The following is an 18,097-nucleotide window of genomic DNA, read 5'->3' as shown; positions in this document are numbered from 1 at the left end:
TGCGTCTTGCTTCGGCATCGCCATCGAGCCGACGAACGCTCGGCGCAAGTGCGTTCGAACGATGCGCAATCGCGGCCGGCCTGCAACGATCGCGGTCGCGCCCGCGCGTCGCATCGACGGATGGGTAGCCCGTCGGCAATACGCACAACGACGGCCCGCGTATCTTCTGCTGCCGATGTCACGCAAATGACCGGCCGCGACCGATTCGGCGATGTCCGACGCCGTCGCGGCTATGCCGCGCGTGCGCGATAACGGGCGTTTACGCGTGCGTGTCCCGAGCGCGCTCGCGCGCCGATTCCAATCGACGGATGAGCAGCCCCGTCGGCAGTCCGCACGACGACACGCGTATCTTCTGCTGCCGATGTCACGCGAATGACCGGCCGCGACGGCGTCGGTTTCGACGACGACCGACGCCGTCGCCGCAATGCCGCGTCTGCGCCATCACACGCACTCACACGCACTCACGCGTGCATGCCACGAACGCATTCACACGCCGATTCCAACCGCCAGCGACCCGCCACCCCGGCCCCGCACAGACGCCCCGCGCCATCGCGGCCGACGTCCTGCAGCAGGCCATCCGACGCATTCCTGCACGCCGCGAAAGCCGTCGCGCCGGTGTTCCGTCCCCCGGACTTCTGCCCGATTCGCCCGCCACAGGGCAAAATACGGGTTTTCCGCACCCGAGAGGGCGCGCCCGAACTACGCGCCGGGCCGGGCGGCGTGCGTTCCGCGCATGCCGCTGCCGGGCGCTCAGGCAAGCTGCTCGCCGCGTCGCGAGCCCACAGGAGTCCACACCCCATGCCCGAATCCAACCTGTCCTTCTTCGGCCGGCTGTCGCTGGCCGTCGGCACGTTCTTCTCCGTGCTCGGCAACCGCGAGTTCGCGGCCGGCGTGCTGCGCGTGCGCGACGGCGCCGCGGCACCGATCGCACCGGCACCGGTTGCGCCGGCACCGGCCGCGGCGCCCGCACCCGCACCTGCTCCCGCACCGGCCAAGGCGCCCGCGCCCGAACTGCGCGAAGCGAGCCCGCAAGCCGCGCTTCAACTGCTCGGCCTGCTGCAGCGCGATGCGCGTTTCATCGATTTCGTCGAGGAAGACATCGCCGGCTATGCGGACGCCGACATCGGCGCAGCCGCGCGCCTCGTGCACGACGGTTGCCGCGCCGCGCTGCGCGAACACTTCACGATCGTGCCGGTACGCGACGAAGCGGAAGGCACGCGCGTGACGCTGCCGGCCGGCTTCGACGCGACGGCCGTGCGCGTGACTGGCAACGTGGTCGGCGCCGCGCCGTTCACGGGCACCGTCAGCCATCGCGGCTGGCGCGTGGCCGACGTGCGCCTGCCGAAGCTGACGGGCAGCCACGACGCATCGGTGATCGCACCGGCGGAGGTGGAACTGTGAGCGATCCGCGCTATTCGATCGGTATCGATCTCGGCACGACGCACTGCGCGCTGTCCTACGTCGACAGCGCCGCGAGCGACGGCGAGAAGATCGTGCAGCAGGTGCTGCCGATCGCCCAGCTGACCGCGCCCGGCGCACTGGAGTCGCGCGACCTGCTGCCGTCGTTTCTGTATCTGCCGCATGAGAGCGAGCTCACGCAGGGCGACCTGACGCTGCCGTGGACGGCGTCGCGCAATTTCGCGGTCGGCGAGATGGCGCGCACGCGCGGCGCCGGCACGCCGATTCGGCTCGTGTCGAGCGCGAAGAGCTGGCTGTGTCACCCCGGCGTCGATCGCCGCGCGGCGATCCTGCCGAGCGATGCGCCGCCCGAAGTCGCGCGCGTGTCGCCGCTGGAAAGCTCGACGCGCTACCTCACGCATCTGCGCGAAGCGTGGGACCACGCGCATCCGGACGCGCCGTTCGCCGATCAGGACGTGACGGTCACGATCCCCGCGTCGTTCGACCCGGCCGCGCGCGAGCTGACGGCCGAGGCCGCGCGCGCGGCCGGCTACGCGCGGATGACGCTGCTCGAGGAGCCGCAGGCGGCGCTCTACAGCTGGATCCAGAAGAGCGAAGGCGGCTGGCGCAAGCAGGTGCAGGTCGGCGATCTGATCCTGTGCGTGGACGTCGGCGGCGGCACGACCGACCTGTCGCTGATCGCGGTGGTCGAACGCGACGGCAATCTCGAACTGCATCGCGTCGCGGTGGGCGAGCACATCCTGCTCGGCGGCGACAACATGGACCTCGCGCTCGCGCACGTGGTCGCGCGCAAGCTCGCGCAGAACGGCACGCAGGCCGATCCGTGGCAGCTGCGCGCGCTGACCTACGCGTGCCGCTCGGCGAAGGAAACGCTGCTGTCCGACCCGACGACGGATGCGGTGCCGCTCGTCGTGCCGAGCCGCGGCTCGAAGCTGATCGGCGGCTCGATCCGCACCGAACTGACGCGCGCGGAACTCACGCAGACGATCCTCGAAGGCTTCTTCCCGCAGGTCGATGCGGCGGCGCGGCCGGTGAGCCGCGCGCGCGTCGGCCTCACGCAGCTCGGCTTGCCGTATGCGCAGGACGCGGGCATCACGCGCCATCTGGCGGCGTTCCTCGGCCGTCAGGTCGCGGCGCTCGACGCGCTCGACGGCGTGGCGCGCACGCTGCCGGCGGGCGCGACGTTCCTGCATCCGACCGCGGTGCTGTTCAACGGCGGCGTGTTCAAGTCGGCGCTGCTCACGCAGCGCGTGCTCGATACGCTGAACGGCTGGCTCGCCGCGGAAGGCGCGCCGGCCGCCCGCCTGCTCGAAGGCGCGGACCTCGATCTCGCCGTCGCGCGCGGCGCGGCCTACTACGGCTACGTGAAGCGCGGCCGCGGCGTGCGCATTCGCGGCGGCACGGCGCGTGCGTACTACGTCGCGATCGAATCGGCGATGCCCGCGGTGCCGGGGCTCGAGCCGCCGGTGCAGGCGCTGTGCGTCGCGCCGTTCGGAATGGAGGAGGGCACCGATGCGGCGCTGCCGCCGCAGGAGTTCGGCCTCGTCGTCGGCGAGCCGGTGCAGTTCCGCTTCTTCGGGTCGTCGGTGCGCCGCCAGGATCAGGTCGGCACGCTGCTCGACTACTGGTCGCCGGATGAATTGCAGGAGCTCGAGGAAATCCAGGCGACGCTGCCCGCCGACGGACGCACCGTCGGCGAGATCGTGCCGGTCAAGCTGCATGCGCGCGTGACCGAAGCCGGCACGCTCGAGCTCGAGGCGATCCCGAGCGGCACGAGCGAGCGCTGGAAGGTCGAGTTCGACGTGCGCGGCGCCGCCTGAGCGCGATGAAGCGCTATACGGTCGGTATCGACCTCGGCACCAGCAACACCGTCGTCGCGTACGTCGAGGCCGGCTTCGACGCGATCCGCGTGTTCGACGTCGAGCAGCTGGTCGGCCCCGGCGCGGTGGCTGCGCAGCCGCTGCTGCCGTCGGTGCGCTATCACCCGGCGGCCGGCGAACTGCCGGCCGACGCGATCGCGCTGCCGTGGACGGCCGGCAATGCGGCCGACGCCGTGCCGGCCGTGATCGGCCGCTACGCGCGCACGCTCGGCGCACAGGTGCCGGGCCGGCTCGTCAGCAGCGCGAAGAGCTGGCTGTCGAACGCAGCGGTGGACCGGCTCGCGGCGATCCTGCCGTGGGGCGGCGCCGACGGCGTCGCCAAGGTGTCGCCGGTCGATGCGAGCGCGAGCTACCTCGCGCACGTGCGCGCGGCCTGGGACGCACACTTCCCCGATGCGCCGCTCGCGCAGCAGGACGTCATTCTGACCGTGCCCGCGTCGTTCGACGACGGCGCGCGTGCGTTGACGGTCGAAGCCGCGCGGCGCGCGCAACTGCCGGCGTTGCGCTTGCTGGAGGAGCCGCAGGCCGCGTTCTACGACTGGCTGTACGGTCAGCGCGCGACGTTGCGCGATACCTTCGCCGCGCCGCGGCGCGTGCTGATCTGCGACGTCGGCGGCGGTACGACCGATCTGACGCTCGTCGACGTCGCGCCGGGCGACGATGGCGAACCGACCTTCACGCGCGTGGGTGTCGGCAATCACCTGATGCTCGGCGGCGACAACATGGACCTCGCGCTCGCGCGCCTGGTCGAGCCGCGCCTGACCGAGCCCGGCACGCGGCTGTCGGCCGCGAGCCTGTCGCAGCTCGTCGAACGTTGCCGCGCGGCCAAGGAGCGGCTGCTCGGCGCCGCTGCGCCGGCGTCCGTCACCGTGACGCTGCTCGGCGCGGGCAGCCGGCTCGTCGGCGGCGCGCGTTCGACCGAGCTGACGCGCGCGGAAGTCGAGCAGATCGTCGTCGACGGTTTCTTCCCGCAGGTCGACGCGAACGACATGCCGCGCCGCACGCGCGCCGCGATCGTCGAGTTCGGCTTGCCGTACGCGAGCGATCCGGCCGTCACGCGCCACGTCGCCGCGTTCCTGAATCGTCACGCGCAGGGGCCGCTGCCCGACACGCTGCTGCTCAACGGCGGCGTGTTCCGCGCGGACGCGCTCGCCGGCCGCCTCGCGCAGACGCTCGGCGCATGGCGCGGCGCGCCGCTCGACGTGCTGCACAACGCGCATCCGGACGTGGCGGTCGCACGCGGCGCGGTGGCCTATGGGCTCGCGCGCGGCGGGCATGCACCGCGCATCGGCGGCGGCTCCGCGCGCAGCTATTTCCTCGTGCTGGACGACGACGGCGATGCCGCCGCCGCGCCGCGCGGCGTGTGTCTGTTGCCGCGCGGCACCGACGAAGGCCGCGAGCTCCGGCTCGATGCGCGCACGTTCGCGCTGCAGCTCGGACAGCCGGTGCGGTTCCATCTGGTGTCGACGGTCGCCGACACGGTCTATCGGCCCGGCGATCTCGTCGAACTCGCCGGCGGCGACTTCGTGCGGCTGCCGCCGATCGCGACGGTCATCGACCGGCAGGCGGGCGGCGGCGCACGCGAAACACCGGTGAAGCTCACCGCGTCGCTGACCGAGGTCGGCACGCTCGAAATGCACTGCATCGCGACCGACGATGCGTCGCGGCGCTGGCGGCTCGAATTCCAGCTGCGCGGCGATGCGCCCAGCCCCGGCGATGTCGACGGGCCCGCGCGCCATCCGCGGCTCGATCAGGCGATCGAGTTGATCGACCGCTCGTTCGGCGGCAAGGCGGCGAACGTCGAGCCGAAGGACACGCGGCGGTTGCGCGCGCAACTGGAGCAGGTGCTCGGCCCGCGCGACGAGTGGGACGTCGCGCTCGCGCGCGAGCTGTTCGACGCGTTGCTCGCGCGTGCGCGTCGCCGCCGCCGTTCGGCCGATCACGAGCGCGCGTGGCTGAACCTCGCCGGCTATTGCGTGCGTCCTGGCTTCGGCCATCCGCTCGACGCGTGGCGCATCGAGCAGCTGTGGCCGCTGTTCGACGACGGGATCCAGTACGTGAACGACGCGCAGGTGTGGTCCGAATGGTGGACGCTGTGGCGGCGTGCGGCCGGCGGTCTCGACGACGATGCGCAGGCGCAGGTGCGCGACGCGATCGCGTTCCTCGAACCGTCCGACGACAAGCGCCGCAAGCTGCCGTTCGACCCGGCCAAGGTCGGGCCGGCCGACATGACGCGCTTGTCCGCGTCGCTCGAGCGATTGCCGGTCGAGCGCAAGGTGGAGCTGGGCGAGCGGTTGATCGCGCAGTTGCAGAAGCCGGCCGAGCGCACGCTGTGCGCGTGGGCGCTCGGGCGCATCGGCGCGCGGCGGCCGTTCTACGGCAGCGCGCACAGCGTCGTGCCGGCCGACGTCGCGCAGCGCTGGCTCGATGCGCTGTTCGCGCTCGACTGGAAGCAGGTCGAACCGGCGGCGTTCGCGGTCGCGCAGATCGCGCGGATGACCGGCGATCGCGAACGCGATCTGGCGGACGACACGCGTGCGGCGGTGATCAAGCGGCTGTCGGCGGCGAACGCGTCGGCCGCCTGGATCGACATGGTGCGCGAAGCGATCGCGTTCGATGAAGCGGACACGGCGCGCGTGTTCGGGGAGACGTTGCCGGCGGGGTTGAAGCTGCTGGAGGGTTGAGCGAACGGCCGGGCGCCGCATCGACGGCTCGCCGGCCGGCGAGCAGCGCCACCGTCAAGTGTTCGTCGTGGCCTGCGGAAACACCGGTTCGCCGAGCGTCAGCATCAAGCGGTTCGCCCACGCGAAGATCGCGATCGCATGCGACAGGTCGAGTATTTCGTCATGAGCGAGTCCCGCGGCCTCGAGCGCGGCGATGTCGCTGTCGTCCACCGTGTCGGGCCGCTCGGTTAGCGCGATCGCATAGCGGACGATCGCGCGTTCGCGCGCGTTCGTCCCCGCCGTCGATGGGTCTTCAAATACCTGCTCGATCGAATCGCTGCGTTTCGCGAGCTGCGTGAAGCGTTGCGCATGGACCGATGCGCAGTACACGCAGCCATTCACACGCGACACCACCGTGCTCGCCAGTTCCCGCTCCGCGCGCGACAGTCCGCCGGGGCCGTACATGATCGCGTTGAACACGGCCGAGCGTTGCCGCAGGATCTCGGGCTGATGCACGAGCAGCAGGTAATAGTCGGACGTCTTTGCGTGCGGATGGCTCGCCTCGAGCACGTCGAGCTGCTCCGCGGTGGCGCGTTCGAGCGGCACCGTATCGAGCCACGCACGCCAGCCGAGCGTGTCGGACGTGAAGCCGTGGGAGGTGACCGTGGTCATGCGGCCTCCCGCGCGACGCGCGTGTGCAACGCGCTGGCCGCCGCCGCGACGCGCAGCTGATACGCGACGAACGCGACGAGCTGCGACAACGCAACGATTGCCGCCGTCGTGAATCCCGCCGACTTCAGTGCGGCGAGATCGGACGCGTGTGCGTCGACGGGCGACAGCGTCAGGCGCCGCGCATGCGCGAGCAGCGCACCCAGACGGCGCGGCAGCGCATCGAATGCGTCGGCGTCGGCGCGCGCGATGTCGTCCGGCGTGCCGCCCGCCTCGATCAGCCGCGCGTGGTAGGTCGCGGCGAGTGCGTGCGCACTCGATCGCTGCGCGACGTAGCGCGCCGCATGCAGACGCTCGATGAGCGAAAGATCGGGCAGCGCGGCATCGAACAGCGCGGCTTCGCTCAACTGCGTATGGCGCAGCACCTTCTCGCGCGCGCGGCGCAGTGCGGCGACCGGACTGTCGTCGCGCAGCCCGGCGACCGCGTCGATCGTATCCGGCGCGGCGGCCGGCGGTTGGGTATCAATCATCGTGGTGGGTTCCGGTGGTCACGGGTGTCGTGGAAGGCGCCGTCCACGCGTCGGCGTCGCGCCATTCGTCGCCATGCAGCTCCGCGTTGGCGAACGCGACGAGCGCGTCGTAGTGGCGGTCGCGATCGTCGTCGAACAGCCGGCTCGCGATGCCGCGCGCGAGCCGTCCCGCGCCCGCGCTGATCGCGGGGATGTCGCCGGACAGCTTGCCGTGGCTCAGACTCGCCGCATTGTTGAAGCAGTGGATGCGCGTGACGGCTGGGCATGCGCCGCGCTCGCGTTCCTGGAACGCGAACGCGGGACCGAGATCGGGCGACTCGGCGAGTTCGTCGAGCCAGGTGCCGGGCGGCGGTTGGTAGCGATCCTTCCAGCGCCGCACATGCGGCCCGAACGATGCGAATTCCGTGCGCGTGGTCCAATCGGAATGGAAGCCCGTCGCGAAGATCAGGAAATCGACCGTGTAGCGACCGCGCGGCGTGACGACCTGCAGCCCGTCATGAGCGTCGACCAGCGTTTCGATCGGGCTGGCCGCATGGAAGTACGCGTGCGGGTGCCGCGACACGCGCAGCACGCTCTCGCGCGGCGGCGGTGTCTGCGACGTCAGCGCATAGTGCATGAAGCGCCACTTCGTCGCGTCGTCGAGCGCGGCGAAGCCATGCACGAGGCCCGGGCTGCCGATGCCGGTCAGCTTGTTGATGCGCGGAATGTCCGCGCGACGGAACAGCAGGTCGACGCGAGCGGCGCCTGCCTCGAGTGCGGTACCGGCATTGTCGAACGCGGACGCGCCCGCGCCCACCACGCCGACGCGCTTGCTGGCGAGCGCCGCGAAATCGATCGGCTCGGACGAATGCGCCCAGCGCGTGCGCGGCACGCGTTGCGCGACGGGCGGAACGTACGGGCCGCCGAGTCCGTCGCGGCCGGTCGCCAGTACGACGTGACGCGCGAGCACCGTCCGCGTTGCGCCGCTCGCTTGCAAGTCGAGCGCAAGCAGGCCGTCGTCACGCGGGCGCAGTGCGACGAGCGTGGTGTCGTTGTGCACCGACAGGTCGAGCACGCGGCGGTACCAGCGCAGATAGTCCATCCACTGCGTGCGCGGGATCTTGTAGAGCGCATCCCATGCGTCGCGGCCGTGGCAGGCTTCGAACCACGCGCGAAAGGTCAGTGCGGGGAGCCCGAGCGCGGGGCCGGCGAGCTGCTTTGGCGAGCGCAACGTCTCCATCCGCGCGAAGGTGACCCACGGGCCTTCGTAGCCGGCCGGCGCGCGGTCGATCACGCATTGGTTGTCGATGCCGAGCAGACGCAGCTCGGCCGACGCCGCGAGCCCTGCCATGCCGCCGCCGACGATCGCGACGTCGAGTACGCGCGCACCGTCGACCTCGCGCGGCGGCACCCACGACGGCGGGGGCAGGTCGAGCCAGCGCAGGTCCTGCTCGACACGTGCTTCCAGTGCCGCGAGTGTGTCGGGCGTCGCCGTCATGCGGCCTCCTTGCGGGCGCCGCGCGCGTGCGCGGTGCGGGTCGATCGGGTAGGGCGCGTCGCGCGAGCCGGGCGCGCGTCGCCGTCGGTGCGCGGCCGGTCGCCGCGCATCCACGCGTCGTGCACAGATGCATCGTGAAAGATCACGCCGTCGAGGAGTGTGCGCGTCGTGCGCTGCAGCGCGTCGAGCAGCGCGTCGACGGCGGCCGTGCGCGGCTTGCCGGCCGGCGTCGCGACGCCGAACGCAAACGGTATGTCCGCATCGAGCGGGCGTACGACGACGCCTTCGACCGGCAGTGCGACGCCCGTTGCCGGATCGACGATCGCGATCCCGAGCGCGGCGCGCGCGGCCATCACGGCATTCAGCGATGCGTTGGTCTCGACGAATACACGGACGTCGACACGTGCTGCGGCCAACGCCGCATCGATGCGCTGGCGCAGCCGGTGCCGGTTCGCGACCGTCACGATGCGGCGCCGCGCGAGATCGCGCAGTGCGATACGCGGCTTGGTCGCGAGCGGATCGGCCGCGGCCAGCACGGCGACGCAACGGGCTTGCGCGATCCAGTGCACGTCGAGCCCGGCATGCGCGATCGGCAACGTGACGACGCCGATATCGGCGGTGCCTGCCAGCACTTCGTGCACGACGTGTTCGGCCGATTCGCTGCGCAGCTGGTAATGCGGCGCGTGCGCGCCGTCGGGCAGCGCGGCGAGCGCGGCCGGCACGAGCGCGGCCGCGAGCGAAGGCGTGGCCGCGATGCGCACGGGCTCGGCCGTTTCGTCGCCGAGTGCGCGCGCCCGCGCTTCGATCGCGCGCAGGCCGACGAGCGAACGCTCGACTTCGTCGTAGAGCAGGAACGCGCGGCGCGTCGGCGTGACGCGGGGGCCGTGCCGGTCGAACAGCGCATAGCCGAGATCGGCTTCGAGCTCCTGGATCTGCCGCGTGACGGCCGGCTGCGAACGGCCGAGCAGTTCGCCCGCGCCGGTGACGCTGCCGGCCGACATGACCGCCGAAAATGCTTCGAGTTGATGCAACTCCATGGCGCGTTCCGATGATGCAATGTGCGCATTGTAGGAGCGCAAGCATGCGTGATTCATATAATGATTTTTGCTATCGACAGCGCGAAAAGTGCGAAGCGCGGGCGCACCGCGCGGAGTTCGATTACGTGCATGCGTGCCGGTCCCGCACGGCCGCGCATGTCGAACCTCAATCGAATCAAAGCGCTGCGCCGCGTACGCACGCGCCGTGCATGTGCGCCGCACGCCGATGCATCGACGCACGCGTTCGGCTTCGCGCCGCGTGCGATATCGATATGCGCAAAACTTCGTTGGAACGCCCTGAGGCAGATGGTTACATGCCGTCACTCTTTTCGATTGGCGGACGGCTGGGGGGCGTATGAAGGTATCGGGCATCGACACACGCGGCGCATGGCGGCGCGCACTGGGCACGGTTGCGGCGCTGGCTGCCGCATGGGGTTTGTCGACGGGCGGCGCGCTCGCCGCGGGCGTATCGGGCGAGCCGCTGGTGATCGGCGTGAGCGGACCGCTCACCGGGCAGGACGCGCAATACGGCGAGCAATGGAAGCGCGGCTTCGATCTCGCGCTCGACGAGATCAACGGCAGCGGCGGCATCCATGGCCGCCCGCTCGCGGTGGATTTCCAGGACAGCCGCAGCGACCCGCGCCAAGCGGTCGCGATCGCGCAGAAGTTCGTCGCCGATCCGCGCATCGTGATCGAGCTCGGCGACTTCTCCAGCGCGACGTCGATGGCCGCGTCGCCGATCTACCAGCGCGGGCAGCTGATTCAGTTCGGCTTCACGAATTCGCATCCCGATTTCACGAAGGGCGGCGACTACCTGTGGAGCACCGCGCTCAGTCAGGCCGAGGAGCAGCCGCTGCTGGCGCGTTACGCGGTGAAGGAGCTCGGCTTCAAGCGGATTGCGGTGCTGTACCTGAACACCGACTGGGGCCGCACGAGCAAGGACATCTTCGCGAAGGCGGCGGCGGGGCTCGGCGCGCAGGTCGTCGCGGCCGAAGGCTACCAGCCGGCGGAGAAGGACTTCCGCTCGACGCTCGTGCGCATCGGTGCGTCGAAGCCCGATTCGATCGTGCTGATCTCGTATTACGCCGACGGCGCGCAGATCGTGCGTCAGGCGCGTAGCGCGGGCCTCGCGTTGCCGATCGCGGCGGTCGGCTCCGTGTATTCGCCGAAATTCCTCGAACTGGGCGGCACGGCCGTGGAAGGCGTCTATACCGAGTCGAACTTTTTCCCGGCCGAACCGCGTCCGGAAGTGCAGGCGTTCGTGCAGCGCTATCGCGCGAAATATCATGCGGATCCCGATTCGTTCGTGGCGCGCGCGTACGACGCGCTGATCCTGTCGGCCGACGTGCTGCGCCGCTACGGGACCACGCGTGCGGCCGCGCACGACGGCTTCGCGAAGGTGAGCGACGTGCCGAGCGTGATCTTCGGCAAGGTGCGCTTCGACCCGCAGACGCGCCGTGTCGCGGGCGCCCGCACCGTCTATCTCGTGGTGAAGCAGGGGCAGTGGGCGCTGTGGGACGGCGCGAAGCCGCAGCTCGCCGCGCGCTGATCCAGCGCGCGCCCTGACCCGCATGCTTTCGACGGACGTATCGTGATGGCTTCCTGGCTCGACTACACGCTCAACGGTCTCATCGTCGGCAACATCTACGCGTTGCTCGCGGTCGGGCTCGCGTTGATCTTCGGCGTGTCGCATCTGATCAACTTCGCGCACGGCTCGGTCTACATGGTGGGCGCGTTCGTCGGCTGGCTGTGCCTGACGCGCTTCGGCCTGCCGCTGCCCGTCGCGCTCGCGGCGGTGGTCGCGGGCTGCGCGGCGCTCGGCATCGCGATCGAGCGCATCGGACTGCGGCCGTTGCGCCACGCGGCGCGGATCGCGCCGCTGCTCGCGACGATCGGCATCAGTTTCATCCTCGATCAGCTCGCGCAGCTCGTGTTCGGCGCCGATCCGCGCGCCGTGCCGACGCCGTTGCCCGACTGGCACGTGCGGATCGCGGGCGCGACGCTCGGCGCGCTCGACCTGCTGATCGCGGGCATCGGCATCGCGGCGGCCGCACTGCTGTACGGATTCCTGCGCTTCACGCGGCTCGGCTGGGCCGTGCGCGCCACTGCGCAGGACCGCGACGCGGCGCTGCAAATGGGCGTCGACGTCGATCGCGTGAACCAGGCCGTGTTCGCAATCGCATGCGCGCTCGGCGGCGTTAGCGGGCTGCTGGTCGGCATGTACTACAACAGCATCGATCCTGCGATGGGCTTCCAGGCGACGCTCAAGGGCGTGGTCGCGCTGCTGATCGGCGGGCTCGGCAACGTGCCGGGCGCGATTGCGGGCAGCCTGCTGCTCGGTCTCGTCGAAAGCTACGGCGTCGCGCTGTTCGGGACGAGCTATCGCGACCTGTTCGCGTTCGGGCTGCTGATCGTGTTCCTGGTATGGCGGCCGAACGGGCTGTTCAGCGCGAAGCGCGCGCTGCCGCCCGAGCCGATGACCGGCACCTTCCTCGCCGCTGCGAGGCACGTACGCGTGCCGCGCCCGGCCGTCGCGGCGCTGATCGTGCTGGCTGCCGCGCTGCCGTGGCTCGGCGCGTCGCCGTATGTGCTGCAGACACTGACCAACGCGTGGCTGTATGGGCTGCTCGCACTGAGCCTCACGCTGGTGGCCGGCACGGTCGGGCAGATCTCGCTCGGCCATGCGGCGCTGCTCGTGATCGGCGCGTATGCATCGGCGCTGCTGTCGTCGGATCTCGGCTGGTCGCCGGCTGTGACGATCCCGTGTGCGGGCGCGATCACCGCGGCGCTCGGCACGCTGCTCGTCTATCCGGCATTCCGCTTGCGCGGCCACTACGTGTCGATCGCGACGCTCGGCATCGGCGAAGTGGTGAGCCTCGTGATCCTGAACTGGGACGGTCTCACGCGCGGCCCGCTCGGCATCACCGGCATCGCGCCGCTGCCGTGGGCGAGCACCGCGCGCGCCGCGTACTGGTTCGCACTCGCGGTGCTCGTCGTGCTGGCGCTGCTGCAGGTGCGGCTGCTGCGCTCGCATCTCGGCCGTACGCTGCGCGCGGTGCGCGAGGACGACGTCGCCGCACGCGCGCACGGCATCGCGCCGAATCGCTACAAGGCGATCGCATTCGCGGTCGGCGGCGTGGCGGCCGGCGTGAGCGGCGGAATCGCCGCGCATCTGTACAGCTATATCAATCACCAGACCTTCGATTCGCAGGTCTCGATCCTTGCGTTGACGATGGTGATCCTCGGCGGGCTCGGCAACGTGCTTGGCGGTATCGTCGGCGCGGTTGCGCTGATCGGGCTGCCCGAGCTGTTCCGCTGGGCGGCCGACTATCGGATGCTGATCTACGGCGTCGTGCTGGTGCTGCTCGTCCGGTTCCGGCCGCAGGGCCTGCTCGGCACCGTGTAAGGAGAAATGCGATGACCACTCGTCGACCGTTGCTCGACGTGCGCGGATTGACACGCCGCTTCGACGGCGTGACCGCGCTCGACGCCGCGAGCCTGACGCTCGCCGACGGCGAATTGCTGAGCGTGATCGGCCCGAACGGCGCGGGCAAGTCGACGCTGTTCAACCTGATCGCGGGCGCGGACCGTCCCGACGCCGGCTGCGTGACGTTCGACGGGAGCGACATCACCGGCGTCGCACCGGAGCGGCTCGCGGCGCTCGGCATCGCGCGCACGTTTCAGCACGGCCGCGTGTTCGGCAACCTGAGCGTGCTCGACAACGTATTGATCGGCGCCCATGCGCGGCTGCGGGCGGCGCGACGCGGCTGGCCGGTGCTCGGCGCGGCGGCCGAGGTATGGCGCGCGCTGGTGCGGCCCGCGTCGGTGCGGCGCGAGGAAGCCGCGTTGCGCGCCGAAGCGCGCGACATCGTCGCGCGATTCGGCGAGCGGCTCGCGCCGCGCATCGATCACCCGGCGCATAGCCTGTCGTATGCGAACCGCCGACGCGTCGAGATCGGCCGCGCGCTCGCGCTGCACCCGCGCCTGCTGCTGCTCGACGAGCCGACCGCCGGGATGAACGAGACCGAGACCGCCGAGATGCTGCAACTGATCCAGTCGCTGAAGGCGGGCGGCCTGACGATCCTGCTGATCGAACACAAGCTCGAGCTCGTGATGCGCGTATCCGATCGCGTGATGGTGCTCGACAACGGCGTGAAGATCGCCGAAGGCGCGCCGCGCGACGTGCGGCACGATCCGCGCGTGATCGAGGCCTATCTCGGGCGCCGCCATGCGGACGCCGCGCGCGCGGCGGCATGAGCCCACCATTTTCTGGAGCTGACCTCGCGATGACCGACACGCTGCTGAAACTGGAGCACCTCGACACGTTCTACGGACCGGTGCAGGTGCATTTCGACGTGAGCTTCGAGGTCGGCCGCGGGCAGATCGTCAGCCTGCTCGGCGGCAACGCGAGCGGCAAGTCGACGACGATGAAGCTGATTCTCGGGCTGATGCGGCCGCGGCGCGGCGTCGTGCGCTTCGACGGCGACGACGTGACGTCGCTCGCGACGCCGCAGCGCGTCCGGCGCGGGATCGCGGCGGTGCCCGAGGCGCGGCGGCTGTTCGGCGACATGAGCGTGCGCGAGAACCTGTTGATGGGCGCGTACACGCGTGGCGACCGCGCGGCGGTCGCCGACGATTACGCGCGCGTGCTCGACCTGTTTCCGCGCGTGAAGGAGCGGCTCGCGCAGCGTGCGGGCACGCTGTCGGGCGGCGAGCAGCAGATGCTCGCGATGGCGCGTGCGCTGATGGCGCGGCCGAAACTGATCTGCATGGACGAGCCGACGATGGGCTTGTCGCCGCTCTACGTCGACAAGGTGCTCGAACTCATCGATGCGATCAACCGGCAGGGCGTGACGGTGTTCATGGTCGAGCAGAACGCGAGCCTCGCGCTGGAGATCGCGCACTACGGATACGTGTTGCAGACGGGGCGCGTCGCGCTCGAAGGGCCGGCGAGGGCGCTGCTCGACGACGAACGCGTGCGCGATGCGTATCTCGGCGGGGATGCCGTGACGGCCTGACGGCGGCAGTATGCTGCGTGCTCACGCTCCCCGCCCACTCCCCACCGCCCGTGGAAACGTCAACACGACCGCAAACCCGCCCGCGTCGGGAAACGCGAACCCGACGCGCCCGCCGTGCGCCTTCATCACCTCCTGCACGATCGCGAGCCCGAGCCCCGAGCCCGTGCGGCGCTCGCTGCCGTCCGCCGCGATCCGCACGAACGGCTGCAACGCCGCGTCCCAATGCTCGCGCGCGATTCCGCGGCCGTTGTCGGTGACGGTGAGCGTGACGCCATCCTCCGCATTGCCCGCCGTCGCGACCGACACGACGATATCGTCCGCATGTCCGTGCAGCAGCGCGTTGTGCAGCACGTTCGACAACGCCTCCTGCAGGCTGATCGCATCGCCGTCGATCCACGCTTGCGGTGCATCGCTCGCGAACGCAACGGCCACGTCGCGCGCGCCGGCGAGCGGAATCGCGCGGCCGAGCACGTCCTTCGCGAGCGCGACGAGCTCGACCGGTTGCAGCGGCACCGCCTCGGTGCGGTGGATCACCATCGCGTGATTGAGCAACTGCCCGGTGAGACGTCCGACATCGGCGCAGGTCGCGCGCAACGCATCGAGCCGCGCCGCATGCCGGGCCGGATCGTGTTCGCCGTCGAGCAGCTCGATCTGCGCGTCGAGCCGCGCGAGCGGCGTGCGCATCTGGTGCGCTGCATCGGCGATGAAGCGCTGCATCGCGTTGATCCGCTCGGCCAGCCTTCGCATCAGCCCGTTGATCGAGCCGATGATCGCGTCGATCTCGCTCGGCGTGTCGACGGCCACCGGCCGCAGGTCGGCCGGGTCGCGCGCGGCGATGATCGCGCCGATCTGCGCGAGCGGGCGCAGGCCGCGCCGGATCGCGAGCCCGCTTGCGCCGATCGCGAGCACGCTCATCAACACGATCAGCGTCCACACCTTGATGCTCATGTCGTTGGTCAGCTGCTGCCGCGCGTTCGTTGTCTGCGCAACGGTGACGATCGCCCAGCCCGGCGTGCTCTCCTCGGGCATGTAGCGCGCGATGGTCGCGGTGCGCACGCGATGCCCCTGGTACACGGCGTCCGCGAACGCCGGCCCCTGCTTCGCGGCGGCCGCCGTCGCGGGGCTCGCGAGATCGCCGTAGCCGGCCACGACGACGCCGCGCGAATCGACGACCTTGTAGTAGACGAGGTCGTAGCGCGACAGCGTCGACAGCGCGGCGACCGGCGGGTTCAGCGCGAGCACGCCGCCTTGCACGTAGAGGTTTTCCGCGACCTGGATCGACGCGCCTGCAAGCAGCTGGTCGTACGCGCGCTCCGCCGCGACGCCCGCGTAGTAGCGCGCGATCGCGGCGAGCGCGAGCGCGCCGGTCGCGACGACGAGCGCGATCAGCAGCAGCGTGCGGCCGAACAGCGTCTTCGGGAACCAGTCAGTGCGCGGCAATCTGATACCCCATCCCGCGCGCGGTGCGGATCTCGACCGAGCTGCCGTGCAGCTTCCTGCGCACGCGCGTCACGTACTGCTCGACCGCATTCGCGCTCGGCTCGTTGCCGAAACTGAACAGCTGGTTCAGCAGCTCGTCCTTCGAGAAGATTCGCTGCGGGCGGCTCGCGAGAATCTCGAGCAGCGCGAACTCCTGGCGCGACAGCGACAGCGGCTGGCCGTCGAGCTCCGCGAGCCGGCTGCTGCGGTCGATCACGAGGCCGCCGAGCGTCAGCACGTCGTTCGCATGACCGCTGTTGCGGCGCAGCAGCGCCTGCACGCGCGCATCGAGCTCGCGGTAGTCGAACGGCTTCACGAGGTAGTCGTCGGCGCCGAGGCCGAGGCCGCTCACGCGGTCGTCGATCGCCGAGCGCGCGGTGACGAGCAGCACCGGCGTCGTGCTGCCCGCCGCACGCAGGTTGCGCAGCACGGCGAAGCCGTCGAGGCCGGGAAGGTTCGCATCGAGCACGACGAGATCGAAGCGCTCGACGCGCAGCAGGCTGTTGGCGGTCGCGCCGTCGGTTTCGTGGTCGACCGCATGGCCGAGCCGCGTGAGCCGCGCGCGGATCGCCGCGCCGATTTCGGCATCGTCCTCGACGACGAGAATGCGCATGGTGCCGTTCGCAATGAAGGGTTACGGGTTTCCCCGGGGGCGGGATCTCAGCATTTTCTCAGACTCGCCCGATAACCTGTGTTCAGCCGAAACGAGCGAAGACGGCATTAATACCAGAGGAGACGGCAACATGCAGCATCTGACGCGCACCGCGAGCGCGCGGCCCCATGCGCGACGCAGCGCAGCGCACGCCGGCCGGTCCGCGTGCGATCTCCGTTGCACGCGGAGCTGCGCGTGACGACGTCGCCGCGCCGACGTGCGCTCGTCGCCGCAGGCGCGGGCCTCGCGCTCGGCCTGCTGGCCGCACCGCCGCTCGCGCGTGCGAAGCCGCGTACGGTACGGATCTCGAAAGGATATGGCGTGCTGTATCTGCCGCTGCTCGTGATGGAGAAGCAGCGGCTGTTCGAGCGTCACGCGGCGCGGCATGGGTTGCGCGACATCGCCCTCGACTGGGTGCTGCTCGACGGCGGCAACTCCGTGAACGACGCGATGATGGCCGGCACGCTCGATTTCGCGGCGGCCGGCGCGCCGGGCTTCATCGAGCTGTGGGCGCGCGCACGCGGGATTCCGAACGTCGAGGTGATCGGCATCAGCGGCCTGTCGACGACGTCGCTGTCGCTGAATGCGAACCGGCCGGGCCTCGTCGCACTGCGCGACTTCACGCCGTCCGACCGGATCGCGGTGCCCGGCATTCGCACGTCGCTGTCGGCGGTGGTGCTGCAGATGGTCGCGAGCCGGCAGCTCGGCGCGCGCCATTTCGCGCAACTCGATTCGATCACCGTGAACCTGCCGCACCCGCAGGCGATGCAGGCGCTGATCCGCCGCGACGGCGGCATCACCGCGCATTTCACGTCGCCGCCGTTCTCGACGCTCGAGTTGCGGCAGCCGGGCATTCATCGCGTCGTGAATTCGGTCGACGCGCTCGGGCCGCTGACGCTCGACGTCGTGTTCGCGCCGAAGCGGCTCGTCGATACGGAGCCCGCGCTCGCGATGGCGTTTCTCGGCGCGCTCGACGAAGCGAACCGGCTGATCGCGCAGGACCCGCGCGCGGCGGCCGCGCTGTATGCGGCGTCGTCGGGCGTCGGCGTGTCGCACGACGACGTGCTGCAGATGCTGGCCGCGCCCGACACGCGTTTCTCGGTGCGGCCGAACCAGCTGATGGACTACGTCGACTTCCTGTACCTCGCCGGCACGATCAAGGCGAAGCCGCGCGCGTGGCACGAGATGTTCGCGCCGATGCTCGACGCATACCGGTCGAGCTGAGCACCGATTCAATCGATACCACCGATATCACCGATTCCACTGAATAGCC

The 18,097-nt window shown here is 70.6% G+C and carries 14 protein-coding genes; 8 read left to right on the top strand and 6 right to left on the bottom strand.

Going from position 1 to position 18,097, the window contains the following annotated elements; all coding sequences use genetic code 11:
* Positions 1–798: 798 nt before the first annotated feature.
* From AK36_RS08325 to AK36_RS08315, 3 genes are read left to right on the top strand one after another with little or no spacing between them, the layout of a single operon-like run.
* Entirely contained in the window at positions 799–1,401 is a 603-nt protein-coding gene (locus AK36_RS08325) for a DUF2760 domain-containing protein (protein ID WP_034194897.1), read from the top strand.
* Positions 1,398–3,239, top strand: a complete 1,842-nt coding sequence (locus tag AK36_RS08320; protein WP_011881383.1) for an Hsp70 family protein — start codon at positions 1,398–1,400, stop codon at positions 3,237–3,239. Before AK36_RS08325 ends, AK36_RS08320 begins: the two co-directional genes overlap by 4 nt.
* A gap of 5 nt (positions 3,240–3,244) precedes the next feature.
* Positions 3,245–5,983 (top strand): Hsp70 family protein, encoded by a 2,739-nt coding sequence (locus AK36_RS08315; protein WP_045578255.1) that lies wholly within the window; start codon positions 3,245–3,247, stop codon positions 5,981–5,983.
* 54 nt (positions 5,984–6,037) lie between these two features.
* Here the strand turns inward: AK36_RS08315 and AK36_RS08310 are convergent, their stop codons facing one another.
* The 4 genes from AK36_RS08310 to AK36_RS08295 are packed head-to-tail and all read right to left on the bottom strand — an operon-like array spanning position 6,038 to position 9,675.
* Complete coding sequence (locus AK36_RS08310) at positions 6,038–6,634, bottom strand: peroxidase-related enzyme (protein WP_034194900.1); 597 nt, start codon at positions 6,632–6,634, stop codon at positions 6,038–6,040.
* Entirely contained in the window at positions 6,631–7,161 is a 531-nt protein-coding gene (locus tag AK36_RS08305) for a CMD domain-containing protein (protein WP_011881386.1), read from the bottom strand. The genes AK36_RS08310 and AK36_RS08305 overlap by 4 nt, the downstream gene beginning before the upstream one ends.
* Positions 7,154–8,638 carry an NAD(P)-binding domain-containing protein gene (locus AK36_RS08300; protein ID WP_045578470.1) on the bottom strand — a complete coding sequence of 495 codons (1,485 nt, stop codon included), beginning with the start codon at positions 8,636–8,638 and terminating at the stop codon, positions 7,154–7,156. The genes AK36_RS08305 and AK36_RS08300 overlap by 8 nt, the downstream gene beginning before the upstream one ends.
* On the bottom strand, positions 8,635–9,675 hold the full coding sequence (locus AK36_RS08295; RefSeq protein ID WP_011881388.1) for a LysR family transcriptional regulator: 1,041 nt from the start codon (positions 9,673–9,675) through the stop codon (positions 8,635–8,637). Before AK36_RS08295 ends, AK36_RS08300 begins: the two co-directional genes overlap by 4 nt.
* Positions 9,676–10,030: 355 nt before the next feature.
* On the opposite strand from AK36_RS08295, the gene AK36_RS08290 reads away from it, so the two are divergent.
* The 4 genes from AK36_RS08290 to AK36_RS08275 are packed head-to-tail and all read left to right on the top strand — an operon-like array spanning position 10,031 to position 14,693.
* The gene (locus AK36_RS08290; protein ID WP_011881389.1) at positions 10,031–11,224 is read left to right on the top strand and encodes an ABC transporter substrate-binding protein; all 1,194 of its coding nucleotides are present in this window, start codon (positions 10,031–10,033) and stop codon (positions 11,222–11,224) included.
* A 45-nt stretch (positions 11,225–11,269) separates the two neighbouring features.
* Positions 11,270–13,081 (top strand): ABC transporter permease, encoded by a 1,812-nt coding sequence (locus AK36_RS08285; protein WP_045578254.1) that lies wholly within the window; start codon positions 11,270–11,272, stop codon positions 13,079–13,081.
* 11 nt (positions 13,082–13,092) lie between these two features.
* Positions 13,093–13,932: an ABC transporter ATP-binding protein gene (locus AK36_RS08280; RefSeq protein ID WP_014724480.1), complete on the top strand. Its 840-nt coding sequence runs from the start codon at positions 13,093–13,095 to the stop codon at positions 13,930–13,932.
* A 29-nt stretch (positions 13,933–13,961) separates the two neighbouring features.
* Entirely contained in the window at positions 13,962–14,693 is a 732-nt protein-coding gene (locus tag AK36_RS08275; RefSeq protein WP_011881392.1) for an ABC transporter ATP-binding protein, read from the top strand.
* A 21-nt stretch (positions 14,694–14,714) separates the two neighbouring features.
* Here the strand turns inward: AK36_RS08275 and AK36_RS08270 are convergent, their stop codons facing one another.
* A complete protein-coding gene (locus AK36_RS08270) occupies positions 14,715–16,133 on the bottom strand; it encodes a sensor histidine kinase (RefSeq protein ID WP_011881393.1) in 1,419 nt (472 codons plus the stop codon).
* Positions 16,120–16,785, bottom strand: a complete 666-nt coding sequence (locus AK36_RS08265; RefSeq protein ID WP_011881394.1) for a response regulator transcription factor — start codon at positions 16,783–16,785, stop codon at positions 16,120–16,122. The genes AK36_RS08270 and AK36_RS08265 overlap by 14 nt, the downstream gene beginning before the upstream one ends.
* A 234-nt stretch (positions 16,786–17,019) precedes the next feature.
* On the opposite strand from AK36_RS08265, the gene AK36_RS08260 reads away from it, so the two are divergent.
* Positions 17,020–18,048, top strand: coding sequence for an ABC transporter substrate-binding protein (locus AK36_RS08260; RefSeq protein WP_045578469.1), 1,029 nt, complete (start codon positions 17,020–17,022; stop codon positions 18,046–18,048).
* Positions 18,049–18,097 lie beyond the last annotated feature (49 nt).

Source organism: Burkholderia vietnamiensis LMG 10929, from assembly GCF_000959445.1.
In the GTDB taxonomy this organism is placed as follows: domain Bacteria; phylum Pseudomonadota; class Gammaproteobacteria; order Burkholderiales; family Burkholderiaceae; genus Burkholderia; species Burkholderia vietnamiensis.
Note: the sequence above shows the minus strand (reverse complement) of the source record. Positions and strands in the feature narration are given on the sequence as shown.

What these genes read in the sequence shown, in the direction of transcription:
- AK36_RS08325 (WP_034194897.1), top strand. Translation starts at nt 799, where the DNA reads ATGCCCGAATCCAACCTGTCCTTCTTCGGCCGGCTGTCGCTGGCCGTC.
- AK36_RS08315 (WP_045578255.1), top strand. Translation starts at nt 3,245, where the DNA reads ATGAAGCGCTATACGGTCGGTATCGACCTCGGCACCAGCAACACCGTC.
- AK36_RS08310 (WP_034194900.1), bottom strand. Translation starts at nt 6,634, where the DNA reads ATGACCACGGTCACCTCCCACGGCTTCACGTCCGACACGCTCGGCTGG.
- AK36_RS08305 (WP_011881386.1), bottom strand. Translation starts at nt 7,161, where the DNA reads ATGATTGATACCCAACCGCCGGCCGCCGCGCCGGATACGATCGACGCG.
- AK36_RS08300 (WP_045578470.1), bottom strand. Translation starts at nt 8,638, where the DNA reads ATGACGGCGACGCCCGACACACTCGCGGCACTGGAAGCACGTGTCGAG.
- AK36_RS08295 (WP_011881388.1), bottom strand. Translation starts at nt 9,675, where the DNA reads ATGGAGTTGCATCAACTCGAAGCATTTTCGGCGGTCATGTCGGCCGGC.
- AK36_RS08290 (WP_011881389.1), top strand. Translation starts at nt 10,031, where the DNA reads ATGAAGGTATCGGGCATCGACACACGCGGCGCATGGCGGCGCGCACTG.
- AK36_RS08285 (WP_045578254.1), top strand. Translation starts at nt 11,270, where the DNA reads ATGGCTTCCTGGCTCGACTACACGCTCAACGGTCTCATCGTCGGCAAC.
- AK36_RS08280 (WP_014724480.1), top strand. Translation starts at nt 13,093, where the DNA reads ATGACCACTCGTCGACCGTTGCTCGACGTGCGCGGATTGACACGCCGC.
- AK36_RS08275 (WP_011881392.1), top strand. Translation starts at nt 13,962, where the DNA reads ATGACCGACACGCTGCTGAAACTGGAGCACCTCGACACGTTCTACGGA.
- AK36_RS08265 (WP_011881394.1), bottom strand. Translation starts at nt 16,785, where the DNA reads ATGCGCATTCTCGTCGTCGAGGACGATGCCGAAATCGGCGCGGCGATC.